At 68.3% G+C, this 26,495-nt stretch carries 24 protein-coding genes; 16 read left to right on the forward strand and 8 right to left on the reverse strand.

The features are described from left to right. Nucleotides 1-24 precede the first annotated feature (24 nt). Complete coding sequence (locus tag AC1C2R_RS12305) at nt 25-1,542, reverse strand: DUF4082 domain-containing protein (protein ID WP_495380116.1); 1,518 nt, start codon at nt 1,540-1,542, stop codon at nt 25-27. A 370-nt stretch (nt 1,543-1,912) separates the two neighbouring features. Between AC1C2R_RS12305 and AC1C2R_RS12310 the strand changes: the two genes are divergently transcribed. The 5 genes from AC1C2R_RS12310 (at nt 1,913) to AC1C2R_RS12330 (ending at nt 7,330) form a co-directional block, all read left to right on the forward strand. After that, nucleotides 1,913-3,394 (forward strand): glycosyltransferase family 4 protein, encoded by a 1,482-nt coding sequence (locus AC1C2R_RS12310; protein WP_495352781.1) that lies wholly within the window; start codon nt 1,913-1,915, stop codon nt 3,392-3,394. Beyond that, a complete protein-coding gene (locus AC1C2R_RS12315) occupies nt 3,391-4,320 on the forward strand; it encodes a glycosyltransferase family 2 protein (protein ID WP_495352782.1) in 930 nt (309 codons plus the stop codon). The genes AC1C2R_RS12310 and AC1C2R_RS12315 overlap by 4 nt, the downstream gene beginning before the upstream one ends. Before the next feature lie 118 nt (nt 4,321-4,438). Beyond that, the gene (locus AC1C2R_RS12320; RefSeq protein ID WP_495352783.1) at nt 4,439-5,143 is read left to right on the forward strand and encodes a hypothetical protein; all 705 of its coding nucleotides are present in this window, start codon (nt 4,439-4,441) and stop codon (nt 5,141-5,143) included. Next, a complete protein-coding gene (locus tag AC1C2R_RS12325; RefSeq protein WP_495352784.1) occupies nt 5,140-5,916 on the forward strand; it encodes a YveK family protein in 777 nt (258 codons plus the stop codon). Before AC1C2R_RS12320 ends, AC1C2R_RS12325 begins: the two co-directional genes overlap by 4 nt. A 7-nt stretch (nt 5,917-5,923) precedes the next feature. After that, on the forward strand, nt 5,924-7,330 hold the full coding sequence (locus AC1C2R_RS12330) for an O-antigen ligase family protein (RefSeq protein ID WP_495380117.1): 1,407 nt from the start codon (nt 5,924-5,926) through the stop codon (nt 7,328-7,330). Between the two features lie 26 nt (nt 7,331-7,356). Here AC1C2R_RS12330 and AC1C2R_RS12335 read toward each other — a convergent pair whose 3' ends face one another. Next, the gene (locus AC1C2R_RS12335) at nt 7,357-8,424 is read right to left on the reverse strand and encodes a glycosyltransferase (protein WP_495380118.1); all 1,068 of its coding nucleotides are present in this window, start codon (nt 8,422-8,424) and stop codon (nt 7,357-7,359) included. 86 nt (nt 8,425-8,510) lie between these two features. On the opposite strand from AC1C2R_RS12335, the gene AC1C2R_RS12340 reads away from it, so the two are divergent. Further along, complete coding sequence (locus AC1C2R_RS12340) at nt 8,511-9,326, forward strand: PIG-L deacetylase family protein (protein WP_495380119.1); 816 nt, start codon at nt 8,511-8,513, stop codon at nt 9,324-9,326. Nucleotides 9,327-9,380: 54 nt separating this feature from the next. Here AC1C2R_RS12340 and AC1C2R_RS12345 read toward each other — a convergent pair whose 3' ends face one another. Together AC1C2R_RS12345 and AC1C2R_RS12350 are read right to left on the reverse strand one after the other, a co-directional pair. Continuing rightward, entirely contained in the window at nt 9,381-10,310 is a 930-nt protein-coding gene (locus AC1C2R_RS12345) for a glycosyltransferase (protein ID WP_495352788.1), read from the reverse strand. Nucleotides 10,311-10,515: 205 nt separating this feature from the next. Beyond that, nucleotides 10,516-11,379: a glycosyltransferase family 2 protein gene (locus tag AC1C2R_RS12350; protein WP_495380120.1), complete on the reverse strand. Its 864-nt coding sequence runs from the start codon at nt 11,377-11,379 to the stop codon at nt 10,516-10,518. 200 nt (nt 11,380-11,579) lie between these two features. Between AC1C2R_RS12350 and AC1C2R_RS12355 the strand changes: the two genes are divergently transcribed. Both AC1C2R_RS12355 and AC1C2R_RS12360 read left to right on the forward strand, forming a co-directional pair. Next, nucleotides 11,580-12,272: an acyltransferase gene (locus tag AC1C2R_RS12355; protein WP_495352790.1), complete on the forward strand. Its 693-nt coding sequence runs from the start codon at nt 11,580-11,582 to the stop codon at nt 12,270-12,272. Further along, nucleotides 12,269-13,228, forward strand: coding sequence for a glycosyltransferase family 2 protein (locus tag AC1C2R_RS12360; RefSeq protein WP_495352791.1), 960 nt, complete (start codon nt 12,269-12,271; stop codon nt 13,226-13,228). Before AC1C2R_RS12355 ends, AC1C2R_RS12360 begins: the two co-directional genes overlap by 4 nt. Before the next feature lie 4 nt (nt 13,229-13,232). Here AC1C2R_RS12360 and AC1C2R_RS12365 read toward each other — a convergent pair whose 3' ends face one another. Next, nucleotides 13,233-13,862 (reverse strand): acyltransferase, encoded by a 630-nt coding sequence (locus tag AC1C2R_RS12365; RefSeq protein WP_495380121.1) that lies wholly within the window; start codon nt 13,860-13,862, stop codon nt 13,233-13,235. Between the two features lie 296 nt (nt 13,863-14,158). Here AC1C2R_RS12365 and AC1C2R_RS12370 point away from each other — a divergent pair, with 296 nt between their 5' ends. Continuing rightward, nucleotides 14,159-14,608, forward strand: a complete 450-nt coding sequence (locus AC1C2R_RS12370) for a VanZ family protein (protein ID WP_495380122.1) — start codon at nt 14,159-14,161, stop codon at nt 14,606-14,608. Here the strand turns inward: AC1C2R_RS12370 and AC1C2R_RS12375 are convergent. From AC1C2R_RS12375 to AC1C2R_RS12385, 3 genes are all read right to left on the reverse strand, one after another. Next, the gene (locus AC1C2R_RS12375) at nt 14,602-16,128 is read right to left on the reverse strand and encodes a sugar transferase (RefSeq protein ID WP_495380123.1); all 1,527 of its coding nucleotides are present in this window, start codon (nt 16,126-16,128) and stop codon (nt 14,602-14,604) included. The genes AC1C2R_RS12370 and AC1C2R_RS12375 overlap by 7 nt on opposite strands. A 341-nt stretch (nt 16,129-16,469) precedes the next feature. Next, nucleotides 16,470-17,165 carry an alpha/beta fold hydrolase gene (locus tag AC1C2R_RS12380; protein ID WP_495380124.1) on the reverse strand — a complete coding sequence of 232 codons (696 nt, stop codon included), beginning with the start codon at nt 17,163-17,165 and terminating at the stop codon, nt 16,470-16,472. Between the two features lie 108 nt (nt 17,166-17,273). Further along, nucleotides 17,274-18,257 carry an EamA family transporter gene (locus tag AC1C2R_RS12385; RefSeq protein WP_495380125.1) on the reverse strand — a complete coding sequence of 328 codons (984 nt, stop codon included), beginning with the start codon at nt 18,255-18,257 and terminating at the stop codon, nt 17,274-17,276. Nucleotides 18,258-18,392: 135 nt separating this feature from the next. Here AC1C2R_RS12385 and AC1C2R_RS12390 point away from each other — a divergent pair, with 135 nt between their 5' ends. The 7 genes from AC1C2R_RS12390 (at nt 18,393) to AC1C2R_RS12420 (ending at nt 26,477) form a co-directional block, all read left to right on the forward strand. Continuing rightward, nucleotides 18,393-20,864, forward strand: coding sequence for an HAD-IC family P-type ATPase (locus tag AC1C2R_RS12390; protein ID WP_495380126.1), 2,472 nt, complete (start codon nt 18,393-18,395; stop codon nt 20,862-20,864). Nucleotides 20,865-21,115: 251 nt separating this feature from the next. Then, the gene (locus AC1C2R_RS12395; protein ID WP_495352798.1) at nt 21,116-22,159 is read left to right on the forward strand and encodes an alcohol dehydrogenase catalytic domain-containing protein; all 1,044 of its coding nucleotides are present in this window, start codon (nt 21,116-21,118) and stop codon (nt 22,157-22,159) included. 72 nt (nt 22,160-22,231) lie between these two features. Then, nucleotides 22,232-22,606, forward strand: coding sequence for an ArsR/SmtB family transcription factor (locus AC1C2R_RS12400; RefSeq protein WP_495352799.1), 375 nt, complete (start codon nt 22,232-22,234; stop codon nt 22,604-22,606). 116 nt (nt 22,607-22,722) lie between these two features. Continuing rightward, complete coding sequence (locus tag AC1C2R_RS12405) at nt 22,723-23,745, forward strand: cation diffusion facilitator family transporter (RefSeq protein WP_495380127.1); 1,023 nt, start codon at nt 22,723-22,725, stop codon at nt 23,743-23,745. A 27-nt stretch (nt 23,746-23,772) separates the two neighbouring features. Beyond that, nucleotides 23,773-24,531, forward strand: a complete 759-nt coding sequence (locus AC1C2R_RS12410; protein WP_495380128.1) for a DUF2510 domain-containing protein — start codon at nt 23,773-23,775, stop codon at nt 24,529-24,531. Nucleotides 24,532-24,594: 63 nt separating this feature from the next. After that, nucleotides 24,595-25,608, forward strand: a complete 1,014-nt coding sequence (locus tag AC1C2R_RS12415) for a PHP domain-containing protein (RefSeq protein WP_495380129.1) — start codon at nt 24,595-24,597, stop codon at nt 25,606-25,608. Beyond that, on the forward strand, nt 25,608-26,477 hold the full coding sequence (locus tag AC1C2R_RS12420; RefSeq protein ID WP_495380130.1) for a hypothetical protein: 870 nt from the start codon (nt 25,608-25,610) through the stop codon (nt 26,475-26,477). The genes AC1C2R_RS12415 and AC1C2R_RS12420 overlap by 1 nt, the downstream gene beginning before the upstream one ends. Nucleotides 26,478-26,495 lie beyond the last annotated feature (18 nt).

Raw genomic sequence — 26,495 nt, forward strand, 5'->3', positions numbered from 1 at the left:
CTCCTCTCACGGACACGATCGAGGTCACGACGGGTCCGAGACCACCCTGCCCTTTCCATTGTTCCCACCGGTGCTGTACGTGTAGTTCTCCCGCCACTCCGCCCAGCCCTCGCCGCGGCCGGCGAGCTTCGTCGGCCCGTACTCGGTGTTGAGCATGCGGTTGTCGATGGCGCGCATGTTGTGGTAACTCACACCCGGGAACCGGCCCTGGTCGTCTTCGAGGATCAGCTGGAACCCGTTGCCGGCCAGCAGGTTGCCTTGCGCCGTCATGTTGTTCACGTCGCCGCCGTTCGGCTGCACGAAGAACGCACCGGTCGCGTTCTTGCCGTCGCAATCGAAGAAGTTGTCCTTCACCAGCAGCTGCCGGTTGGGGTTGGCATCGGTGACGAAGTCGCGCACCGTGAAGGCGGACTGGTGGTTGCCGCTCCCGTTCGCGTCGCCGTAGGCGATGAGGTGATCGACGTAGTTGTTCTGGATGACGACGTCGGCACCGGTTCGCTCGTCGCTGCCCTGGATGCCGATACCACTGCCCGAATCATGCACGTAATTGCGGTAGAAGCTCGCGACGCCGTTGAAGAAGCCGATGAATGCCTTGTCGCGATCGCTGAGGAGCGAGCCGTCGTACTCGCTGTCTTGGATCACGATCGGCCCCTGCAGTTCGCGCCGGTTGTTCCAGGTCGTGAGCGACGTCGTGCCCTGCCCGACGGCTCCGGGGACGGGCTGGATGCAGCTGCGCTGGATCGTGATGTCGCCCATGGAGAGGTCGAGCCATCCGGTGATGCGCTTGCCGTCGATCACGGTGCCGGCCGGCACCGTGTTCCCGGAGAGTCGATACTCGGGCAGGTCGGCGCACTTCAGGCCGAACGGTGCGAGGCCGACGGTCGATGGGCTGATGGCCCAGCCCTTGCCGACGGACGGTTGGGCGTTGACGCCGCCCGGTGACGGCTCGCTCGGGTCGGTCGGGGTCGGAGTCGGAGTCGGAGTCGCCGTCGGCGTGGGTGTCGGGGTCGGGGTAGGCGTGGGCGTCGGGGTGGGAGTCTGTGTGGGCCTCGGGGTCGCCGTGGGAGTCGGCTTCGGCGTCGGCGTGGTCGACGGGGGCGGCGTGGTGGTGCCGTCGGCGGGGAGGAAGAGCACGTCGACCCAATACTGACTCGAACGCCAGGACGACGTCGGGTACCGGGTATCGCCGTAGGCGTACACCCCGCTCTTGCCACGGGTCACCGAGAGCGTCGACGACTCGGCCTGCCCGGTGAATCCGATGCTCGACACGTAGCGACCGTTCGGCGCGTGATAGGAGGCGACATAGCGTTCGCCGGCTTCGACGGCCACCGGGCTGTCGAAGGTCACGGTCTGCCAACCACGCGACGATTCGTCGACGAAGGTAGCGGTGGCCAGCAGTTCGCCGTCGGGCCCCCAGAGGTGACCGACGTGCGTTCCGGTGTTCGCCCGGGTCTTCCAGTACCTGACGCCCGTGACGGTGCCGTCCACAGTGCTCTCGAACGCGGTGCCGAGCTCCACCGGAACTCGGTCGCTGTCGAGCACCGGCCTCGCGTCCGGCTGATCGCCCCAGAGCGTCAGCGGCGCTTTCGCTGCTGGAGTGGAGGCGCTTGCAACCGTTGGAATCAGGGTTCCGACCAGCAATGTGGCGGCGATGGCAGCGAACAGCCGGGTCCGTCTCCGAGTTCGCTTCGCGGGTGCAGCAGTGTCGATGGCGTGGGCCGGTCGGCGCATTTGGGCGTGCCTTCCTACAGCGTGGGTGTTATCAGGAAGGTAGGGCCCCTGTATGCGGTCGATACGGACGGGTCTTGACATGCTGACATGCTCGGCGCGCATCGGCAAGCGCGTGTCCGACCGTGACGGGGCGCGCGCGGCCTTCTTGAGCCCCGTTCTGGGGAAGGAATCGCGTCGAGAGATGTGCGAAGCTGACGTCGTCTTCCACCGCCCCTACGTCGATCGGATGCTGCACATGAACGACCTGCGCGGAGCCGATGGTGCCCGGCGCCGGTCGAAGCAGGTCGTCGATCGCGCGACGCATGTGCTCGTGATCGTCCAGAATCTGCCGGTGCCGCTCGACCGGCGGGTCTGGCTCGAGTGCCTGGCGCTCACCGCCAACGGCTACCGGGTCAGTGTGATCTGTCCGAAGGGACCGGGGGATCCGTCTCGACAGGAGATCGAGGGCGTGTCCATATTCAAGTACGCGCCGGCGCCGGCTGCGAAGGGCCTCGCCGGCTTCGTCCTCGAGTTCGCATATTCGTGGCTTCGCACCGCACTCCTCTCTCATGTCGTCTTCCGCCGGTCCCGGTTCGACGTGATCCAAGCGTGCAATCCGCCCGACACGTACTGGCTGCTCGCGAAGCTCTGGCGGCGACGCGGCGTTCGATTCGTCTTCGACCAGCACGATCTGAACCCCGAACTCTTCCTCTCGCGTTTCGGCGAGCCGAAGAGCCGACTGCGGTCTGGCGAGCTTCGAGCGCTCCGATGGCTCGAGCGCATGACCTACCGCACGGCCGACCGGGTCATCTCGACCAACGACTCCTACCGGCGAATCGCCATCGAACGAGGCCGCGTCGACCCGTCGCACATCACGGTCGTGCGAAGCGGGCCCGACACCGAGAGCATGCGGCCGATCTATCCGGATGCCCCGCGCGCGGACGGCTCCATCGAACTCGCGTACCTCGGCATCATGGGGCCTCAAGACGGCGTCGACTCGGCATTGCACGTCGTCCACGAGCTCGTGCACGGACGCGGCAGGACGAATGTGCATGCGACGCTCATGGGGTTCGGTGATTGCCTGGACGAACTCAAGAGGTTGAGCACGCAGCTGCGGCTCGACGATCATGTGACCTTCACCGGCCGGGCCGACCGAGCGATGATCGCCCAATACCTGAGTCGAGCGGACATCGGACTCTGCCCCGACCTGAAGACGCCATTGAACGACGTCTCGACGATGAACAAGACGATGGAATACATGGCCTACGCGTTGCCGTCGGTCTCGTTCGACTTGGCGGAGACGCGCGTCAGCGGTGGCGACTCCGTGTCGTATGTCCCGTCCGGCGACATCACCGCGTTCGCGGATGCCGTCGCGCGACTGATCGATGAGCCCGACCTCAGACGCGACATGGGAGCTCGTGCTCGCGCGCGGGTCGCGCAGGAGCTCGACTGGCGGCCGCAGTCGCGGGCGTACGTGGAGGTATTCGACGCACTGATCGGTACCTCGCGAGGCGAAGGTGCCGCCGACGCTTCCGAGTCGGCCGACACTCAGGAGGTCGGCCGGGGCGACGTCTTCGTCCCATTGGACGACTCCGACGAATTCGAGCGATTCATCATCGAACGGAGGGCGATCAGCTCGACGTCGCTTCCTTCCGAGGTCGGTCTCGAATCGGTGTCGCCGTGAGAGTCGAAGTACTGCTGGCGACGCGGGACAGCGAGAAGTATCTCGCGGAGTTGCTCGAGTCCCTCGTGTCGCAGAGCTACCGCGACTTCGTGCTCGTGGTCAGCGACGATTGTTCGACCGATGGCACGCTCGGTGTGCTCGCAGAATGGGCCGATCGATTCGCTCATCCGCCGGAGTGCATCGTCCGCGACGTCCCGAGCGGGAGCGCGGGGGCGAACTTCGCTTCGCTGCTCGCCCGATCCACCGGCGACTACGTCCTGCTGGCCGACCACGACGACATCTGGCTCCCCGACAAGATCGAAGCGGGCCTGGCACGCATCCGAGCCCTGGAGGCGAGTCGGGGGGTGGACACTCCGTTGCTCGTTCATGGTGACCTCGAAGTGGTCGACGGCGAGGCGCGACCGATCGCACCGTCGTTCTGGGGGTTCAAATCGATCAGCCCTGAGTTCGGAACCTCGCTGCGAACCGCACTGATGCATCCGACTGTGACGGGTTGCACGGCAGTGCTGAACCGCAGCCTCGTCGAACTCGTGCGGGCGATCCCTGCGGAAGCGATCATGCACGACTGGTGGATCAACCTGACCGCGGCCGCATTCGGAGCAGTGGACTTCGATCCCGACCCGCATATTCAGTACCGGATCCACGGGGGCAACACGTCTGCCCCGAAACACTCGAGCTTGGCGAGCGCCGCTCAGCGCCTCCCCTCGGCACGCGACATCCGGCGCTGGGTGCGCATCCGGCTCGACCAAGGAGAGCTGTTCCTCCACGCGTACGGCGACGAACTCCCCGACGAGAGCCGGACGGTGCTCGAGCGATTCGTTTCGATGCGCCATGCCGGGCCATACGCTCGCCGGCGGACCCTGGTCACCGGTGGATTCCGCTCGCCCGACCTCTGGCGGAACGCAGCGACCTTGGTGTTCGTATGAGGGCGTGGAGCAGGCCCGGCGCACGGCTGATCTCGGTCCCCCCAGTTCGGGGCGGTCATGAGGATCAGTCGAATTCGCCCGGTACGCTGGCGAGAGGAGCTCGGAGAGGAGTGCGCTCGTGACCTTTCGCGACCTCATGATCACGATGCTCCGTCATTGGTATCTCCCGCTCGCCGCGGTCGTGGCCGCTGGGCTCCTCACGATGATGTTCGCCAATGACGGCGGCAGCTACTCCACGCGAACCGTCGTCTCCTTCGTGTTTCCGGCCAAGACGAATCTGACTCCGTACAACGGAGCCGGGGACAAGAACGTCATCGCGTTCGCGGGCTCCGTCGCGCAGGAGATCAACAACGGCAGACCGACCATGCGCTATGCGGCCGACGGCGCACCGTTCTACGGCGCAGGAGTCCGCCAGGGAGTCCTGGTCGGGCTCCCGAACACCGGTGGACAGTGGGCCACGAGCTTCGGCAAGGCGGAGATCGAGATCCAGATCGTCGGCCGAACCGAACAATGGGTTGAAGCGATGCAGTCGACCCTGGTCGCCGACGTGCTGCGAATCGCCGAAGCCCAGCAGGAGTCTGCCGGGGCCACGCCGGAGTCTCGCATCCTGGTTTCGGTCGTACCGCTCACCCTGCATATCGAGCACATCGCGCCGACTCGCACGACCCAGGTCGCCGCTGTCGCTGCCATGCTCGCGGCCGCTCTGATCGTCGGCGGCTGGGCGGCGATCATGGCCGAGCGGCTCCGTGCGGCGCGGCTGAAGCGCGCACGGACCAGACTTGTACGCCCGCCCGATCATCAACCGATAGGCACATTCGCATGAACCTCGCCGACACCCTACGCGGCCTCTGGAGACGTTGGTACATCGTATTTCCCGGCATCATCGTCGCGGTCATCCTCGCCTTCCTGGCGTGGTCCACGATTCAGCCGGGCTACGAGCGTTCCGCCACCCAACTTCTGCTTCCCGGCACGGGGAGCCTTCCCGAACAGGGCGGCAATCCCTATCTGTACATCGGCGGGCTCACTCAAGCCGCCGACGTGCTCGTCAGCGCCGTCGGCTCGGAGAATGTGTTGGCGGAGGTCGGTGAGAAGTTTCCGGGAGCAGAGGTCTCGGTCTCCCGGGATCCATCCACTTCCGGACCGGTCATCCTGATCACCGTGACGACGCGCAACGATGCGGAGACGGCGGAAGTGCTCGAGCTGCTGGTCGATCGAACGCCGACCGTGCTCGACGAACTGCAGGAGGCCGAGTCGATCGCCGTAGCGGAGCGGATCACCGTGAGGCCGATCACGGTCGACGAGCACAGCGCGCTGCAGCAGAAGAGCCGTCTCATGGCCGCCGCCGGTGCGGGCGCAGGTGTCGTCGTGCTCACGCTCCTCCTCGCCGCGGTCGTCGACGGCCTCAGCCAACGCCGCATCAGGCGGCGCAGGTCGGTCGAGCGCACCGAAGACGACGAGGTCGAACAGTTCCTCGACTCGATGGGTGAAGACCACGCTGGAGCGGGCGCGGACCCCGGTGCTTCCTCGTTGGAGGACGACGACTCGAGCAACGTGATCGCCGAGCGGGTGCCTGCGGTTCCAGGCCGCGGCAGGTGAGCCGAGGATGCCATTCGGCGCCGAAACACCGGAGCCGGTCCGGGCACTGCAGCATCGCGGGGTAGTCCGGTGGCGCGGCGTCGACGCCGCCACGATGCTGACCGTCTACCTCGTGCTGCTTCTGGCGATTCCGTCGAACGTCACGCTCGGCCCGCTCGGCGCGTACGGCCGGCCCTCGATGCTCTGGGGCATCCTGCTTCTCGCCTGGTGGGTCCTGTCTCGCCTGCAGGCGCGTACCTTCGATATCAGGCCGGCCTGGCAGCCCGTTCGGCTGGCGTTCGGCTTCTTCGTCGTCGTGGCACTCGCGAGCTTCGCTGCGGCGATGCTGCGCGGCCAGCCGTTCGATCAGGTGAGCCCTGCGATCTCCGCCATCGTGCGGCTCGCGTCATGGGGTGGCGTACTGCTGGTGACACTCGACGGCATCCGCACGATGCACGACATCGGTCGGATCGTGCGCGGGCTCGCCGTCGCTGCCGGACTGCTCGCCGCCCTCGGCCTCGCGCAATTCGTCACCCGGCAGACCTTCCTCGATTGGATCACGCTCATTCCCGGGCTGAGCTACGACTCCGATGGGGTCGGCCAGCGAGGGGCGTTCGCGCGCGCCACGGGAACCGCGACGCATCCGCTCGAGTATGCGATCGTGCTCGCAGGGGTGCTCCCGCTCGCGATCTTCGCGGCGATCGAACGTGGGCTCCGCCCCGGCTCGCTCCGCACGCGACTCGCCTGGTGGCTCCCGGTGGCGCTCATCATGGTGACCTCCCTGATCGCCGTCTCCCGCTCGGCGATCATCGGCCTCGTCGTCGCCGTCGTGGCCTCGCTGCCGGGCCTGCCGAAGCGATACCGCTGGATCATCGCGATCGGCGGGTTCGTGGCGGTCGTCGGGGTCTCGCTGCTCATCCCGGGCATGGCGACGACGATCATCGCCCTCTTCATCGGTGCGCCCGACGATCCGAGCACGCAGTCCCGCACCGCCGCGCTCGCGCGGGTGCCCGATTTCGTCGCAGCGTCGCCGGTGCTCGGCGCCGGCTTCGGAACCTTCCTGCCCCGCTACTACATCTTCGATAATCAGTGGGTGCTCCTGCTCGTCGAAGTCGGCGTGCTCGGTGCCATCGGCTTCGCCGCGATGACCGTGGCCGCCATCGGGAGCGCGTTGCACGCCGGCCGTATCTCAGGACACCCCGACACGTTCCGTCTGTCGCGCATGCTGGCCGCCTCGATGCTCACGATCGCGGTGCTGTACGCCTTCTTCGACGCGTTGTCCTTCCCGATATCGGCGGGCCTGTTCTTCCTCGTCGCAGGACTCTGCGGAAGCGTGCTCACGATCGGGCGTGCCGACGCTCAGCTCAGCTCCTCGCAACTACCGAAGACGCGTGCTCGTTCGAGCCCCCGTGTCGAGCAGGTCGGTCGTCGGTGAGATGGATGTCGCTCCGAGGGTCGGGTTCACGACGCACGGTCGAAGCCCAGCGTCGCGTAGAACGCGACCAGATCGCTGCGCAGACCGTCGAGGCTGTAGCGCTCGAGGATCGTGCGAGAGGCGAGCAGTCCGGCATCGGTGAGCGTGCGCGGGTCGGCGTCGTACGACACGACCGCGTTCTCCACCGCGCGGGCGAAGCCCAGCAGATCGCTGTCGGCGACCGGGCCGCAGTATGCGGGATCGAAGAACTCACGACCGCCTCGTCCGTGATAGCCGACGACGAAGCATCCGCTCGCCATCGCTTCGGCCGGAGGCAGGCCGAAGCCCTCCCGCTCGCTGAAGCTGAGGAAGATCGCGCACGTGCGCATCGTGGCCGCGACCTGCTCCTCGGACATGCCGGAGATGGGCACGAGCTCCCAACCGGCGAGTCGGCCCCGCACCTCGAGGATGCTCAACAGCTGGTCGCGCTCCTGAGCGCGGCGGCTGGGTGCGTAGCCGATGCGTCGCGAACTCCTCTCGCCGGGCGCGGGGTGGAAGAGCGAACCGTCGATCACCGAGCGTGCGGTGTGCACGGGCACATCGGGGAAGGTGTACTGGAGCAGGTCGAGGCTGTCGTTCGAGACCGTCAGGAGTGCGGAGACCGGCGTGCGGGCGAGCACCGCGGCCTCTTCAGGGGTCATGCCGTCGAAGGTGTGGTACGCCCCCTGATTGAATATCGCGATCCTCGGACCGGTCGGCAGCAAGCGCAGGTTCGAGCCGTAGAACTCGGGCACGACGAGGACGTCGTCGGGTGCGGCGAACACCTCGGATGCCGCGGCGATTCGAGTCTCGTTCGCGAACCAGTCGGCACGGTACCCCGCACGGTGGTGCACGATGGTCGCTGGGATCCCAGCCTCGTTGAGCAGGTCGACGTGCCGGTAGAACACTCGAACGCCGCCCCTCGGAGCGCGTGGATCGGGCGAGAGGTAGTAGACGTGCGGTGGGGCCGTGCCCGACGCACCCGTGCGGATCTGCGGCGGTATGCGGTACTTCGCGTGGCGCGCGTGGCGTGTGGCCGCAAGGATGCGCCGCGCTCGATCGGCGAGGATTGTCATGAGAGTTCCACATCTGCTGGAGCCGTTGTCCAACGATATCGGGGCCCTGCCACCGGGGCGACTGAAACGAAAGTGCAGGTCACGCCGTGCCCACACTGACCGAGCGACTCCGGGCCCTCGCCCGGACCGCCATCTCGCGCAGCGCCCGCGACGTCACCATCGTGGCGGAGGAGCGCAGCGCGTTGGTGCTGGCTCCGCATCCGGACGACGAGACGCTCGGGTGCGGGGCGACCATCCTCCGCAAGGTGGCCTGGGGTGCACAGGTGACCCTGGTCATGGTCACCGACGGGCGCCACTCCCACCACAGCCGTTCGCTGCCTCCCGAGCACCTCGGTGCGCTGCGACGTCGGGAGATGGGCGAGGCCGCAGCCCGTCTCGGTCTCGATGATGCTGCGGTGCGCTGGATCGACCTCGACGACGGCTCGGTGGCCGAGCACGAGGATCGCCTCGTCGAGATCATCGCCGAATTGCTCGTCGAGTTGAGGCCCGACGAGTTGTACGCCACCAGTGCCGACGAGCCGCACCCGGACCACGCGGCCGTGGGCCGCGCCGCGCGCCGAGCTGCGAGTTCGCAGCCTTCGGGAGCCGAAGTGGCGCTGCTCGAATACCCCGTCTGGTTGTGGGGGAGTTGGCCCCTGCGCCGAGGCGCCCGACTGGGCTCCCTCATCGACGCGGCCGGCCGCGTCGTCGGCCGACGCGCCGTCGTGGTGCGTGTCGATGATCACGGTGCCGCGAAACAGTTCGCTCTCGACGCTCACGATTCGCAATTGCGCCGTCCGGCCGTCGTCCCCGAGCAGGACGAATGGAAGGTGCTTCCGGCCGCGGTGCTCGCCGCCGCCGCCGACCGGGTCGAGGTCTTCTTTCCGGTCGGCGTCGAACGGGCGGTGCGCACCGGTCGATGAGGCGCTCGGTCCTGGTTCCCGGGCCGATGGGAGGGTTCGTGAAGCGACGGCATGTCAGCGAGACGAGCGCCTGCCCAGAGACTCTTTCACTCGGTCGAGTCCGCCCTTGCCGATCGTGCCCAGGAGCACTGCCTTGCCGACGCGACGCACTGTTTCCCGCGCCTCGCGCGCGGGGACCCGCAGCAGCCCGTCACGAAGCAGTTCACCGCGCGAGGGGGCCGGTACGTCGTCGAGGACGCCCGGGAAGTCAACGCGAAACGAGGCCGGATCGATCCGGCGTCCGCGCACCCGATTGCTCACGTTCCGGCCGTGCACCAGTTGCAGCCATGCAGGCCGGCCCCGGTCCGTGGTGATCGGCATGTGCTTGTGCAGCAGATTGTGCCATTCGCGCCAGACCGACTCGGCTCCGGCCCAGGGTTCCGCCACGCTGCAGAACGCGTTCTGGCGGTCGAGACGCAGGTACGCCTCATCCCCCGAGAGGATGATTCCGCGACCCAGATAGAGGGCGGTGCGTTGTCCGGGGCGCACGAGTCCGTGCAGCCGTTCGACGAAGTCCACCGCGATCGCGTCGTCGTTGTCGAGATTGGTGGTCAGGAGGACATCCCCTCGACCACCGGTCAGGGTTCGAGCGTCTTCGACGACATCGAGATGAGTGAACTGCTCGCGATAGATCGGTGCGAACACGCCTTCGGCGATCAGCGGACCGAGACGCTCGATGAGCCAGCTCGGGCTCTCGGGATCGAAGTACACGATCCAGGTGAATGTCCCGGCCACGGTCTGCCGTCTGACGGACGGCACGGTGAAGCGTTCGAACAACTTCACGCGACTCTGAAGCCAGCCGTCCTGGGCTCGGATCAGGCTCTCCGGACCGACCGACGGCAGGTTGAACCGGGTCAGGATCACGTGGTCGATCGTCACTGCGCCGACCGTGGCGCGCGGACGGAGCATGCTGAGCGTTCGATCGGGAGTATCGGAGGCGGTCATGACCCTGGCTCCAGTTGCCCGGAGCGAACAGGACGTCGCGGGCGAGACATCTTCGATGGGTTCACGGGCGCTCCAGTTCGGGTGAGATCTCGGGCGGACAGGGCTGCCGTGCATCGCGTGGGCGTGCACGGGACTGCCACCGTCCTCGACTCCTGCCGCGACAGTACTGCCGCGAAGGCGTGCGCCTCTTCCCCCAGTGGTGGGGTCAGCTGGTGGAGACGACTCGGTTCGACTCGTCGCGATTCCATGACTGCGAGGCCCACCGGCCGCGCACACGCGCGGCCCGGAGGCGGGCGATGATGCCGGTCGCGAGGTAGACCGCCGCCGGCGGCCACAGTGAAGGGCGGCGAACCACTCGGCTGCCGAGCGACCGCACGCTCGACCCGGCGCCCCCTTCACGCAGCTCCGGGAAGCGATCGGCGAGTTCATCATTGCCCGCCACGATCCGGGTCTGTCTCCGAAGGAACGACCCGTAGGTGCGAGGAGCACGCAAGGTGAAGCTGTGTTCGGCCACCGAGATGCGCTCGGCAGGGGTGAAGTGGCGCCGCACGAAGAGATCGTCGGCGATGACGTCGGGAAAGCGTCCGAACCGTCGATGTCCGGCCGCTGAAACAACGTAGACGCCTGAACCGACCAGGGCCGACAAACGGTAGTCGGAGAGCGCCCAGACGCGGTAGTACCAGCGCACCGCCCTGCTCGCACCGCGGAGGTCGACCTCGAGCCGTGGCGCGCCGACGAACGGCCCCTCATCGGAAAGCGCATCGGCGACGGCGATCAACGCGTCGGCCGTGACGGTGATGTCGGCATCGAGGTACACGCGCGGGAAACCGGTGCACGCGGCATCCCCCGCATTCAATGCGGCGATCTTGGATGCCTCCGCAATAGCGATGACGTTCACTCGCGGGCCGAAGGCCGTGGCGATGGCGGTTGTCTCGTCGGTGCATCCGTTCGCGACGACGACGATCTCGAGCCTGCCCTCGAGGTCGGTGTCCACGAGACGGTGCAGGAGTTCGGCGATGGATGCGCCTTCATTGTGCGCGGGGATCACGACGCTCACCTGTGCGGTCATCGTGTGGTCTCGTCCCGTCATCTCGTGCGCGCGCGTGGAGTGCTCCGAGTCGCCTCCGGTTCAGTGTACGAAAGAGCGCAAACCAGGTCGATACCCGCCTTCGGGTGACCCTGACGAGTCGATCGAAGGGGGCGCCGCCGGCTCCAGCCCCCGCATACTGGGGGAGGCGGATCCGGGGTCCCGGAGTCTACGTTCGTCGTATGGCGAGCACCGATCTGCCGACTCCAGCGAACGCAGATGCCTCCCCTGGAGCGCATCGCCGTTCGCGCAGCCACGGTGGGGAGACGACCGCGACCCGTACGTCGGGAGCGGTGCGCTCGATCCTCGACCCGCGCACCTGGTTGCACATGCTGCGGCTCGCGCACCTGACCTCCTATTCGCACGTGCAGGAAGTGCGCAAGCTCGATTGCGGATCAGGCGTGCGCATCGCGCCCAATGCCACGTTTCGCAACGGCGAGCGGATCCGCATCGGCCGTGGCACGCACATCGGCGAGTCCGACGTCATCTGGGCGGGCAACACGAGCGGGCGCATCACGTTCGGCGACTTCTGCCTGCTCGCGCCGCATGTCACCGTCACCGCTTCGAACTACGGCATCACCCAGGGCACACCCGTGATGCACCAGGCCAAGCTCGAGCAGGACATCGTCATCGGCGATGACGTCTGGCTCGGCAGCAACGTCGTCGTGCTGGCCGGCGTGACGATCGGCGACGGTGCCGTCGTCGCGGCGGGCGCCGTCGTGACGAAGGATCTGCCTCCGCAGTGCATCGCGGCCGGAGTGCCGGCGAAAGTCATCGGCGTGCGACCGCTCCCGTCGGTGACGGAGCCTCCCATCGATCGCTCGGTGTGGGGGGAATCGTTGCCTTCGGAGGCCGCGAGGCTGGCCAGCCGATGAGATTGTCCGTCGTCATCGTGAGCTTCAACACGCGCGACGAGACGCTCACCTGCATCGAGAGCGTCCTCGCCCACTCGCCGGCCGGCACAGAGATCGTCGTCGTCGACAACGGGTCGACCGACGGCAGTGCACAGGCGATCCGGGAGCGGTATCCGGTCGTCGTCGTCGACGAGGCGGGAGCGAATCTCGGCTTCGCGGGTGGCGTGAACCGGGGCGTCGCGCAATCGGCGGGCGAGTACGTGTTGCTCCTCAACCCCGACACCGTCGTTCTGCCGCAGTCGTTCCACCGGCTGCTCGAGTATGCCCGGACGCATCCGGAGTACGGGCTCTACGGTGGTCGCACGGTGCGGGTCGATGGCATGCTCGAACCGAGTTCCTGCTGGGGTGCCCCGACGCTGTGGTCGCTCACGTGCTTCGCACTCGGCCTCTCCACCGCGTTCGCGCGATCACGGTTCTTCGATCCGGAATCGCTCGGTCGGTGGCAGCGCGACACCGTACGCGAAGTACCGATCGTGACGGGATGCCTGCTCCTGATGCGCCGCGAACAGTGGGACGACCTCGGCGGCATGGACGAGACCTTCTTCCTGTACGGGGAGGACGCGGAGTTCAGCATCCGCGCTGCGCGACGCGGCCTCCGTCCGGTCATCGTGCCCGAGGCCCTCATCGTGCACGCGGTCGGAGGCTCGACCAGCTCCAACGGACTGAAGATGTGCATGGTCATGGCCGGGAAGACGACGCTGCTGCGTCGCATCTGGAGCCCGTCCCGAGCAGGCTTCGGCATCGGGCTGCTCACTGCAGGGGTCGGTCTCCGTGCACTGCTCGAACGCGTGGTTCGACGGCGCCGAGGAATGTGGTCCACCGTCTGGTCGAGACGAGCCGGTTGGGCACCGGGCTATCCCGCCGCGCGAGTTTCGCTGTTCGGCGCGAGCACGACCGGGCAAGCATCCATCGTGTGATGGATCAGGGCGCAGGCTCTTCCGTGAGCCCGCCGTCGAGCTCGACATAGTGTTCTCCGGTGCGCGGGCACACCCACTGGCCGTGGAGCTGTTCGACCAGCGGTACTCCCGCCCTCCCGACCCACCCGATCCTGCGGGCGGGCACGCCGGCCACGAGCGCGTGCGGGGGAACGTCCTTCGTGACGACCGAGCCCGCAGCGATCAGGGACCACGCCCCGATCGTCACGGGCGCGATGCACACTGCGCCGGCCCCGATCGATGCACCCTCTCGCACCCTCACGCCGATCGCGACCCAGTCAGCGGCCGACTTGAGACTCCCATCGGGGTTGACGGCTCTCGGGAACTCATCGTTCGTGAAGACCACGGCGGGCCCGATGAAGACCCCGTCATCGAGAGTGGCGGGCTCGTAGATCAACGCGGAATTCTGGATCTTGCAGCGGTTGCCGACGGCGACGCCCGGCCCGATGTAGACGTTTCGGCCGATGATGCAATCCGAGCCGATGACGACATCTTCCCTGAGCTGGGACAGATGCCAGATCTTCGTCCCGTCGCCGATGCTGACGGAGGGGTGGATCTGGGCGCTCGTTGCGACTGCGACCGGTGGGTCGGCCGAAGGCGACGGGGTGGTGTCCAACTCTGTGCTCTCCCTGTCGATCGAACGATGGCCGAGATCCGAATTCCGTGGAACGAGTTCCTGATGAATCATCGTTCGCGGCCGTGTGATCGACGGGGCGGCATGCTCGTCGCGGCAGATCCCGCTGCCTATGTCCAGAAGCTACCCGCGCCCGAACCCAGGGCGCCTCCCCCAGTGAGGGGGGAGTCTCGGTTCGGTGCGGATGCTCCGGGGTAATCTGAGGTGGCGGCCGACCAGCGGATGCCAGCTCGTGTCCGCGGCGCGGCGCGACGCGACGAGGTCGATGCGAGGAAAGCGTGGAGCGGAACCGTCCCCTTTGGCTGTACTGGGCGCTGGCCTTGTACGTGCTGTTCGCGCTCGTCGTGCTGCTGTCGCCTCGAACGCCGCACTCGTTCGGGGCGATCGTCAATGAGATCGTGACCTGGATGCACCAGAACCTCGGAATCTCCGGGCTGCGCGACGGCATGGTCGAGTTCGCAGCGAACATCGCCTTCTTCATCCCGTTCGGCTTCCTGCTGAGTCTGCTGACTCGCCGATTCTGGATCGGAGTGGGTCTCGCATTGGTGCTGTCGGTGTCGGCCGAACTCGTGCAGGCGCTCCTGCCCGCTCGCGTCGCGAGTCCGAGAGATGTCCTCGCCAATGCCGTCGGTGCGGGCATCGGAAGCCTCGTCGCATTCCTCTTCTCCCGGGCCTGGTCGCCCCGGAGCCTTCGGGCGGACCCAGCCGCCCCCTCGTTCCGTCAGTAGGCGCCGACGGGTCGGAGGATGACTCGCACCGTACGCCAGATGAGCATGAGATCACCCATCAGCGACCAGTTCTCGACGTAGTAGAGGTCGAGCCGCACGCTCTCCTCCCAGCTGAGGTCGGAGCGTCCGCCGACCTGCCACAGGCCGGTGAGTCCGGGCTTGATCATGAGACGACGCTTGACCGCCTTTTCGTAGCGCTCCGCTTCGGCGACGAGCGGCGGTCTCGGTCCGACGACGCTCATGTCTCCGATGAGGATGTTCCAGAACTGGGGCAGCTCATCGATCGAGTACTTGCGGAGAATCCGGCCCGCACGCGTGACGCGGGGATCGGACCGGAGTTTGAACAGGATGCCCGATCCGTCGTTCTGCTGAACGAGGGCGGCGAGGTCCTGCTCCGCCGTCGGCACCATGGAGCGGAACTTGAACATCTCGAACGTGTTGCCGTCGCGACCGCAGCGGAGCTGCCTGAAGATGATCGGGCCGGGACTGTCGACTCTCACGAGGAGAGCGACCGCGATGAGCAGGGGGCTGAGCAGCAGCAGGGCGGTTCCGGCGAACGCGATGTCGAAGGTTCGCTTGAGCGCATGCCGCCAGCCATCGAACGTCGGGATCTCGACATGCAGGAGGGGAAGTCCGTCGACTGGGCGGAAGTGGATCCGAGGACCGGCGACATCGGTGAGTCGTGACGACAACACGAGTTCCGTCGCGGTGCCCTCGAGATCCCAGCTGAGCTGTCGGATCGCGTCTCCTCCGGAGCTGTACTGACCCGCGACGATCACGGAGTTCGCCCGAAGCTGGGCAGCGGCGCCGGCCGCTCCGCTGATATCGGCGATGACGGGAATCGTCGCCCCGTCGACCAGGAGCTCGGATCGATCATCACCCGAGATCGCAGCACCGACGACGACGAATCCCGCACCCGTGTCGCGGCTGATCTGACTCGCCACGTACTCGGCGTCGGCGCGAGAGCCGACGACGATCGCGCGGGAGAGGAAATGGCCGTGGCGGCGCTGCGCGAAGAGCCATTTCCGCCAGAACCACCTGCCTGCCAGGAGTCCACCGACTCCGACCGGAGCCCCGACGACCAGGTACCAGCGCGCGTCGGGAGTCTGCACGAGGAGGAAGACGATCGCGGCCACGCCGAAGGTGGTCGCCGTGGCATTGAGCACTCGCTTGTACTCGAGTGCGCCGACACCGAGAACGTGTCCGTCGCGAGTGCGGAACGCGACGAGGGCGAGCAACCACACGGTCGCGATGACGGCGGGCACCCCCATGCGCTCGATCGGCCCGTCGTCGGTGACGCTCGGACCGACGACGGCCGACCTCATGGCGACGGCGGCCAGCATGGCGACGGCGACGATCGCCGCATCGGTGATGCGCAGTCGATCACGATATCTGCGCGCCCACTGCAGTCCGGAGGACGGGGCGTCGACGGAGAGTTCCGTCGCGGTCGAGGCGGTCGAACCGTGGAACCGCCCGATGTTGCTCGCGGGCGGTTCCACAGGCGAAGGGAGGCCGGTCATGGGCGTGACACGGTCTCTGCGAGGGCGAAGGCGCCCATCTGGGGTCGACGGAAACGTCGACGGGTTGCAGGCATCATTTGTTCGTTCTTCGGGATCGGGTAATCGGGTGTGATGCCGGGGTGGTCCCGGGCATCGGGCGACTCGAGACTGAACGAACGTCGGTGAGCCGGTCGGGTGGCGCATCCATTCGGGAGGATGTTGCCCATGACGCTACTCGCCCGCTCGCGTTGTCACCTTACCCAAAACGGGGGGGCATTCACCGCGTCGGCGACGGCCTTGCGGCGCCTCGTTCCGGGTCCTCGCGCGGTGATGCGAACCCCGGATCAGGCGCGGCGCTCGAGTCAGCCGATCGCCGCGACGATCGCCTGACCGAGCTGCACCGGCTTCGTGAACTGCGGCCAGTGGCCGGTCGGCACATCGAGGTAGCTCACGTTCTTGATCTTCGCGAGCTCGCGCGTATACGGCGAGCCCGCGGCGATCCACTCGCCGAGGAGCTTGCTCGGGAACTCGCTCGCGATGATGGTGACCGGTACGTCGTAGCGTCGCTCGTCGCTGAGGACGATCGCATCGGTGGCGACTGCGGCGGGCTCGGGGATGGCCCGGGCGCGGAATGCTGCGCGCAGTTCATCGTCGAGGTCGACGAGGTCTTCGTCGCCGAATGCCTCCCACGGCGGCAACGGCAGGTCGGCGCCCTCGGTCGGGAACTCGTCGTTGATCACGTCGCCATCGGCGAGGGGGCCGGCGTCGACGTAGACGACCCGGGCGATGCGGTCGGGGCGGGCGTCTGCCACGCCGTGCGCGATCGCGCCGCCGCCGGAATGGCCGACGATCACCACCTGGTCGTCGAACGTGTCGACGATGGCGGCGACGGCGTCGATGTGGGTGAGCAGGCCGATGCCCGATCGGTCGGCATCGGCCGACTCGAGACCGGGAAGGGTCAACGGGTGCACGCGGTGGCCGGCCTCTTCGAGGATCGGGGTCACCTGCTGCCACGATGATGCGTCGAGCCAGAATCCGGGGATGAGAATGACGTCCATGCATGGAAGCTAGCGCTGGCCGCCGACATCCGAGATCCGGTTTCCGTCGTCGAAACCACGTGTCGCGGCCGTCGTGGCCGCCCGGTCGCGGCCCGCCCCCTCGCGAGCTCACGCCGCCGCGGCGTGCGGCGTGCGGCGGCCGCCGGCGGTGGCGAGCACGACGATGCCGGCGGCGAGCACGAGGAGCCCGAGCAGTGCCCCGGTCGTGAGCGTCTCGCCGAGGAGCGCGACGCCGAGGATGGCTGCGGTCAGCGGCTCCGCGAGCGTCAGCGTCGACACCGTCGCAGGGGCGAGCCCGCCGAGCCCGTACCCGAAGAGCAGGTAGGCGAGGGTCGTCGAGACGAGCCCCAGCCAGAGCGCCATGGCGAATCCGGGGCCGGTGGCGAGCCACGAGGCATCCGTCGCAGCAAGAAGCGGAAGGCTGAAGACGGCCGCGACGCCGAAGAGTGCCCCCATGCTCGACGTGCCGCTCCATCCGCGGTCGAGCAGGGCTTTCGCGGCGAGGGTGTAGACCGCGTACGAGGCGCCTGCCCCGAGCGACGCGGCGAGGCCGAGTGGGTCGGCACCTGAAGCACCCGAGGCGCCTGTTGCACCCAACGCGCCTGAGGCACCCGCCGCGTCGCCGCCGGTCGCTGCGGCGAGGACGCCGACGCCGAGGGTCGCGATCGCGGTCGCGACCGCCCATCGGTGGCCGGGGTAGCGCCGGTGCAGCGCCCAGTCGAGCGCGCCGGTCAGCACGGGAGCCGAGCCGAGGGCGACCACGGTGCCGACGGCCACCCCGTTCGCCGCGGTGCCGGCGAAGAACGCGGGCTGGTAGGCGACTACGGCGGCGGCGCCGATGACGATGACGAGCCAGACGGGCAGCGGATGCCGCGTGGCCCCGCCGGGCGCCGGTGCGGCGGGTGTCCCGGCCGCATCGCGCCGACGCCCGGCGAAGTGGAGGATCACGGCGATGAGCCCGAGGGCGCCGCCGCCGATCAGGATCCGCGCTGCGCCGACCGAGGTCGCGCTCGCCTCGGGACCGAGGGCCTGTGCAGTGCCCGTGGTGCCGAAGCAGACGGCCGCGAGCAGCACGGCGGTCACGAATCGCATGGCATATTGTTACACAATCTGCGATGCGACGCCTCCCTCACTCCGGGTGCGAGCGCTGTGTCAGACTCGAACGGGGTCGAGCAGGGCCGAGCGGAGCCGAGCAGGCTGAACGAAGGCGGTTCGAACGGGGGCGTCTTGAGCGATGAACAGCTCGCGGTGCAACGGGCCGTGACCGAACCCGATCGCGGCCTCACCGCCGCCGAGGTCGAGGCCCGCGTGCGCGACGGCCGGGTGAACATCTCGAACGACGCCTCGAGCCGCAGCATCTGGAGCATCCTCCGAGCCAACGTCTTCACCCTCTTCAACGGCATCGTGGTCACGGGCTTCCTCCTTCTCCTGATCCTCGGGCGATGGCAGGACGCCCTCTTCGGCATCGCCGCGATCGCGAACGCCGCCATCGGCGTCGTGCAGGAGTACCGCGCCAAACGCGCGCTCGACAAGCTCGCCCTGCTCCATGCCCCGCGTGCCCGCGTCGTGCGCGACGGCGTGGAGGCCGAGATCGACGTGCGCGGCGTCGTCGAGGACGACGTGCTCGTCCTCCGCTCGGGCGACCAGGTCACGGCCGACGCCCTGCTCGTCGACGGGGTGCGACTCGTGGTCGACGAGTCGCTGCTCACGGGCGAGTCCGAGGCGATCGACAAGGAGCCGGGCGACCGCGTGTTCTCGGGTTCGATCGTCATCGGTGGGCATGGTCGCGCGGTCGTCACCGAAGTCGGCGATGCCGCGTTCGCAGCCAGGCTCACGTCCGAGGCGAAGCGGTTCTCCCTCGTGAGCTCCGAGCTCCGCAGTTCGATCGACCGCATCCTGAAGTGGATCACGTGGGCGATCTTCCCGATCATGCTCCTCGTCGTGAACGCCAATATGGTGGCCGCAGGCGGTTGGCGTCACGCGATCGAGACGGGGCAGTGGCACGAAGCGGCCGTGGCATCCGTCGCCGCCGTCATCGCGATGATTCCGCTCGGACTCGTGCTCATGACGAGCATCGCCTTCGCCGTCGGGGCCGTGAAGCTCGGTTCGCACAACGTGCTCGTGCAGGAACTGCCGGCCGTCGAAGGGCTCGCCCGGGTCGATCTCATCTGCCTCGACAAGACGGGCACGCTGACGAGCGGCGAGGTGCGGTTCGACGGCGTGCATCCGCTCGGCGATGCCCCGCCCGAGGGGTGGCGGCTCGCCCTCGCCTGGAACGGTGCCGAGTCCGACGCGAACGCGACGGCCAAGAGTCTTCGCGACGAGTTCGCGCTCGAGGCGCCGATCGAGCCGGCGGAGCGCATCGAGTTCTCCTCTGCGCGCAAGTGGAGCGCGGTCGCGTTCGATGAGACTGCGGGTGCGCCCGGCACGTGGGTGCTCGGCGCCCCCGAGTTCGTGTTGCGCGATGCGGCGGTGACGGATGCCGCGGCATCCGTTGCCCTCGAACGCGCCGGCGAGCTCGCCGAATCGGGGCGGCGCACCCTGCTGCTCGCCCACAGCCCCGTCTCGCTCGGCGAAGCGGATGCCGCCGCCGCGCGCCTTCCCGATGGGTTGGCGCCGGTCGCCCTGCTGACCTTCCGTGAGGCCGTGCGCGACGACGCCGCCTCGACCCTCCGCTACTTCGAGCAAGAGGGCGTGGCCGTGCGCATCATCTCGGGTGACAACCCGCGCACGGTCGCGGCGGTCGCCCGTGAGGTCGGCCTCGACGCGGGCGCGGGGTTCGACGCCCGCGAGCTGCCGGAGGAGCTCGACGAACTCGGCGAGGTGCTCGACACGCACCTCGTGTTCGGACGCGTCACACCGGTGCAGAAGCGGGCGATGGTCCGCGCGCTCCGGGCGCGGGGGCACACGGTCGCGATGACCGGCGACGGGGTCAACGACGCGCTCGCGATCAAGGAGGCCGACATCGGCATCGCGATGGAGTCGGGTTCGGCCGCGACGAAGGCGGTCGCCCGCATCGTGCTGCTCGACAGTCGCTTCTCCCACATGCCGGGGGTCGTGGCCGAGGGGCGCCGGGTGATCGCGAACATCGAGCGCGTCTCGATGCTCTTCCTCTCCAAGACCGCGTACGCGATCGCGATGGCGGTACTCTTCGGCGTGCTGCTCTGGCCGTTCCCATTCCTGCCCAGGCAGCTCTCCGTCACCGACGGGCTGACGATCGGCATCCCGGCGTTCCTGCTCGCGCTGCTGCCCAATGCGCGACGCTACGTGCCGGGGTTCCTGCGGCGCTCGCTGTCGTTCGCCATCCCGGCGGGGCTCGTCGCCCTCTCGATCGCCGTCGTCTCGGGTCACGCCCGGGCGCTCGGATTCGACGAGCAGATCGTGCGCACCGCGTGCACGGTCACGCTCGCGCTCATCGGCCTCTGGATCCTCGCGGTGCTCTCGCGGCCGTTCACCTGGATCAAGGTTGGTGTGCTCGCCGCCATGGTCGTGGGGCTCGTGCTCGTGCTCACCGTGCCGATCGCTGTGGCGTTCCTCGAGTTCGTGCCGCTGCCCCTCGACACGCTCATCGACGTGGCGATCGTGGTGCCGATCGCGTGCGTGCTCATCGAGGCGATCGGGTTCTGGCATCGCCGCCGGTTCGGCACCGCCTCGGAGATCGCCGAGCCCGAGCGCCACCGGCGGCGCGCGGCCCCATAGGCGGCTCCGCCACCGCTTGGGAGGCGATCGGCCGATCGGGGGGCGGAACTCGGGTCGGCGCTCGTCCCGATCGCGCGATCCCCTCCCGAGTTCCGACGTCGGCGGGCCGCCGGCCGCGCGAGCACCCCTCCGAAGGCCGATAAGCTCGCGGATGTCGCGCGCGCGATCCGGCGACGATGCCATGAGCTGCGCCGCCGACATGTGCGATGCCCTGAGCCTGTCGAAGGGCGACCCGATACGGAAGGACTCCTGTGCGCGCTGTGCTCTTCAACGCCTTCGGTGAGAAACCCGAACTCGTGGAGGTGGCGGAGCCCGACTGTCCGCCGAGGGGCGCCGTCATCCGGGTGCGGGCGACGGGTGTGTGTCGCAGCGACTGGCACGCCTGGATGGGTCACGACGCTGCCGTGTCGCTGCCGCACGTGCCCGGCCACGAGTTCGCCGGCGAGATCGCCGTGCTCGGCTCCGAGCTCGCAGCAGATTCGGGTTGGGCCGTCGGCGATCGCGTCACGGCCCCCTTCATCTGCGCTTGCGGTCGCTGCCACGAGTGCCTGACGGGCAATGAGCAGGTGTGCGACGCCCAGTCGCAGCCGGGCTTCACGCACTGGGGCTCGTTCGCCGAGTACGTCGCGATCGACGAGGCCGAGCTGAACCTCATCCGCCTGCCCGAATCGCTCGGCTTCGTCGAGGCGGCGTCGCTCGGCTGCCGATTCGCGACCGCGTACCGGGCGATCGTCTCTCGAAGCCGGCTCGCTCCCGGTGAGCAGATCGCGGTGCACGGATGCGGCGGGGTCGGCCTCTCGGCCATCATGATCGCCGTCGCCGCCGGCGTGAAGGTCTACGGCGTCGACGTCTCCGATGCCGCGCTCGCCGCGGCCGAGGGGCTCGGCGCGGTGCCGGTGCAGGGCGGCGAGGGAGCGGCCGAGCGGATCCTCGAGGCATCCGGCGGCGGGGTGGATGTCTCGGTGGATGCCTTCGGCTCGACCGAGACCTCGTTCGCCTCCGTTCGCAGCCTCAAGAAGCGCGGCCGGCACGTGCAGATCGGGCTCATGGTCGGCGACTCCGCGCTCGCCGCGATGCCCATGGACGCCGTGATCGACGGCGAGCTCGAGATCCTCGGCAGCCACGGAATGGCCGCGCACGAGTACCCGTCGATGCTCGGCGCGGTCGCTTCGGGCGACTTCCGGCCGATCGAGCTCGTCGGTCGTCGCATCACGCTCGACGAGGTGCCGAAGGCGCTCGCTGCGATGGGCAAGGCCGGGGGAGCGGGCTCGGGCATGACGGTCGTCGAGCTGTAGCGGCATCCGCTCGCCCGACCGCATTCGCTCTCGAATCGTGACGGGCGCCGACGCCTGTGGCATAATCTGCATATGGATGCAGATACGCAGACATCTGGTCGATCGCCCGACGGCCAGTACGTCGAACTCGCCGTCGAGGTCTTCTCGATGCTGGCCGATGCCACCCGCATCCGCATCATCCTCACGCTCCGCGACCGCGGCGAACTCTCGGTGAACCTGCTCGCCGACCTCGTCGACAAGGCTCCTGCGGCCGTCTCCCAACACCTTGCGAAGCTGCGCCTCGCACGCATCGTCGCGACCCGGCACGAGGGCACCAAGGTCTTCTACCGCCTCGAGAACGAACACGCACGCCAGCTCGTCGCCGATGCGATCCTCCAAGCGGAGCACTCGCTCGGCGGCACTCCCCGGCACCACGACGTCGAGTCGGCGACGGAAGCGACAGCGTGATGGATGCCTCCAGAGCCCACGCCGACGGGCCGACTGACGAGCACGAGCACGAGCACGATCATGTGCATGACCATGACCATGACCATGACCATGACCATGACCATGACCATGACCATGTGCATGATCATGATCATGACCACGACCACGACCATGTGCATGATCACGACCACCCTCGCGGCATCCGCGGATTCCTGCACGAGCTCTTCCTGCCGCACACCCACGATTCGGCCGACTCGGTCGACGACGCACTCGAGTCGAGCCGCCAGGGCATCCGTGCCCTCAAGATCAGCCTGTTCGTGCTCCTCGCCACGACGATCCTGCAGTTCGCGATCGTCTTCGTCAGCAACTCGGTGGCACTCCTCGCCGACACCGTGCACAACTTCTCCGACGCGATGACGGCAGTGCCGCTCTGGATCGCGTTCGTCCTCGGCCGGCGAGCCGCGTCCCGGCGCTACCCGTACGGATACGGCCGCGCCGAGGATCTCGCCGGTCTCTTCATCGTCGTCGTCATCGCGGCATCCGCCATCGTCGCCGCGTGGCAGTCGATCGGTCGGCTGGTGCATCCCCAGCCCGTGGAGAATCTCGGTTGGCTCATGGCGGCGGGCGTGATCGGCTTCCTCGGCAACGAGGCCGTCGCGATCTACCGCATCAGAGTCGGGCAGCGCATCGGCTCTGCCGCACTCGTCGCCGACGGGGTGCACGCCCGCACCGACGGCTTCACCTCGCTCGCGGTCGTCGTCGGCGCCATCGGCGTGATGCTCGGATTCCCCCTCGCGGATCCGATCGTCGGGCTCGTGATCGTCGTGGCGATCCTCGTTCTGCTCTGGGGCACGGTGCGCAGCGTCGGCCGCCGACTTATGGACGGCATCGAGCCCGAGCTGCTCGATCGCGCAGAGCATGCGCTCGCGCAGACGCCCGGGGTCGCCGCGGTCGATGTCGTGCGGCTCCGCTGGAGCGGTCACCGGTTGAGCGGAGACGCGGTCGTCGCGGTGGCCGGCGAGCCGAACCTCCGCGATGTGGAGGCGATCGCCGCCGATGCCGAGGCGCGCGCACGGCTCGCCCTCCCGAAGCTCGACGCATTCGCCGTGCGCGTGATGAGCATCTCACCCGCGTCGTCGCGTGACCTCGGGGGCCCGTAGCATGGCGGGGACCCCAAGGAGGAATCGATGAGCGATGGTCGTTCGGCACCCGCCGGCTGGTATCCCGATCCGAGCGGCACCGGTGGCCAGCGCTGGTGGAACGGCTTCCAATGGTCCGAGCATGTCGCGCCGGCGACACCGGTTGCACCCGTGGTGCCGGTCGCACCGGTCGAAGCGCCGGCCTACGTCGCGCCGGCCTCTGCGGTCGCCCCGCTGACTCCCGCGACGACGGCGTATCCGGCCGCGCCTGCGTACGCCGCCGGGCAGCCGGCACCGTACGGCGGAGACCAGCAGGCTCGCGTGCCCGAGGGCACCCCGGTCGACACCGTCTGGATCTGGCTCATCGTGGCGCTGCCCGTGCTCGCCGTGCTCCCGCTCTTCCTCTGGGACGCCAATGGATACTTCGAGCGGTCGATGTACTCGTCGACGTCGGGCAGTCCGCTGGCCGCGGCCCTCGGTCCGTACGCCGACCCGTGGTCCCTCCTCGCGACCCTTGCCAGCTGGGTCGTCTACGGACTCGCCGTCTGGTTCGCCTACCTCGACTGGGCCGCTCTCGCCCGGCTCGGCTACCGGCGTCGCTTCCACTGGGCGTGGACGTTCCTCTCCTCCCTCGTGTACGTCATCGGCCGCTCGGTCGTCGTGCGGCAGCAGGCGGGGCGAGGGTTCCTCCCGATGGCGGCAGCCATCGCACTGACCGTCGTGTTGACGGTCGGCGTCATCGTCTGGGTGATCGTCATCATCTCGAACGCCATGAGCACCGCGATCGAGATGTATCCGTCGTACTGAGCTGCGGATGCCGCCGACTCAGGAGTGGAGCGGCGGGCGCCGATACGCGCCACAATAGGGCCCATGGATCCCGTTGAGGCGCTCGAACAGATCGCGTTCCTGCTCGAACGAGACCGCGCGTCGGCGTTCAAGTCGAAGGCATTCCGCCGGGCCGCCGACGTCATTCGCCCGCTCGGCGCCGACGAGATCGCCGCTCGCGTCGGCGACGGGCGGCTGCAACGCACGAAGGGGATCGGCGACACCACCTTCACCGTCATCGCTCAGGCGACGGATGGCGCGGTGCCCGACTACCTCGCCGAGCTGCGCTCTCGCGCAGGGCTCGCGCCGGCTGGCGCACCGACTGGCCTGAGAGCACAGTTGCGCGGTGACTTGCACAGCCACACCGACTGGTCCGACGGCACGACGAGTCTCGAGACGATGGCCCGTGCCGCCGAGGCACTCGGCCTCGAATACCTCGCCGTGACCGACCACTCGCCGAGCCTTCGCGTCGCCAACGGGCTCAGCGCCGAACGGCTCATAGCGCAGCAGCAGTTGATCGACGATGTGCAGGCCGGAGTCGGCGGCATCCGTCTGCTGCGAGGCATCGAGGTCGACATCCTGCTCGACGGTTCGCTCGACCAGACTCCCGAGATGCTCGACCGCCTCGACGTCGTGGTTGCGAGCGTGCATTCGAAGCTGCGCACCGAGTCGCCGGAGATGACGAAACGGATGCTCCGCGCCATCGCCGAACCGCGCACGAACGTGCTCGGCCACTGCACCGGTCGCTTGGTGGAGGGTTCGCGGGGCACCCGCCCGCAGTCGACGTTCGACGCGCAAGCCGTGTTCGAGGCGTGCGCCGAGCACGGCGTCGCGGTCGAGATCAACTCGCGACCCGAGCGGCAGGACCCGCCCGACGAGCTCATCCAACTCGCGCTCGAAGTCGGCTGCCTCTTCTCGATCGACAGCGACGCGCACGCTCCGGGGCATCTGACGTTCCTCGAACTCGGCGCGGCGCGGGCCGTGGCCAACGGCGTGCCTGCCGAACGCATCGTCACGACCTGGCCGGTCGAGCGGCTGTTGGAGTGGACCCGCGCATGATGAACGGGTCCCCGAGTCAGACGCGCGGCGCGTTGCTCGAGTTGCTGCGAAACCAGGCCGGGCGACGGCGGCCGACCGACCTGGTCGCCCAATATGCCGAGGACGAATTCGTCGCGGCGAGCGTCCTCGACCTGCGCCTCGCGAACACCCTCGACCGGCTGGCGCTCGAATCGGCGGCCGACTTCGACGCGGTGCTGCTCTCGCCCGTCGCACCGCTCGGCTCGAACTCGGTCGTCGCACCGACCTCGCAGGATCGCACCCTCTCGACGATTCGAAACACCGAAGTCGTCTCCGATCCCACGAATGTGCTCGCCCTCGAGAGCGCCAAGCGACTCGTTGGGGCCGATGCGGCGGTGAGTCTCGCCACCGTGCACCAGACGCTGCGGGCGCAGCCGCTCGCCGGCGGCGACGGTGGCGACGACGGTGGCGTCCGCTCGCGACACTTCCGTCTGTTCGCGCTCGCGGTGGCCGGTCGAGGACTTGCCGATGACGAGTTCGAGGTGCGGGCGGTCGCGAGACAACTCGCGGTGTTCGACCGGTTGTTCGATGCGTGCGAGGGTGCGTTGCCGGTCGAGTTCCCTCACCGGCGCGCGGTCGTGCGCACCGGCGCTCGCGGCGATGCGCTCCGCGACCGCGTGCTGCGCCGACTGGCGACGACGTTGCCGCACGTCGAACTCGTGACCGAACCGCTCGAATCCGCCTACTACGACGGTCTTCGCGTGGGCTTCGGGGCTGAGGGCCGCTCGGGCGCCTTCGTCGAGATCGCCGACCTCGGACGATTCGATTGGGTCGCGCAGCTCACCGGCGATCGCCGAACGCGGTTCGTGTCGAGCGGGCTGGGCATCCAGCTGATCCCGCTCCTGTTCTGAAGGTCACCCGCCGGCTCG

The sequence above is a fragment of the Agromyces sp. Y182 genome (assembly GCF_059445385.1).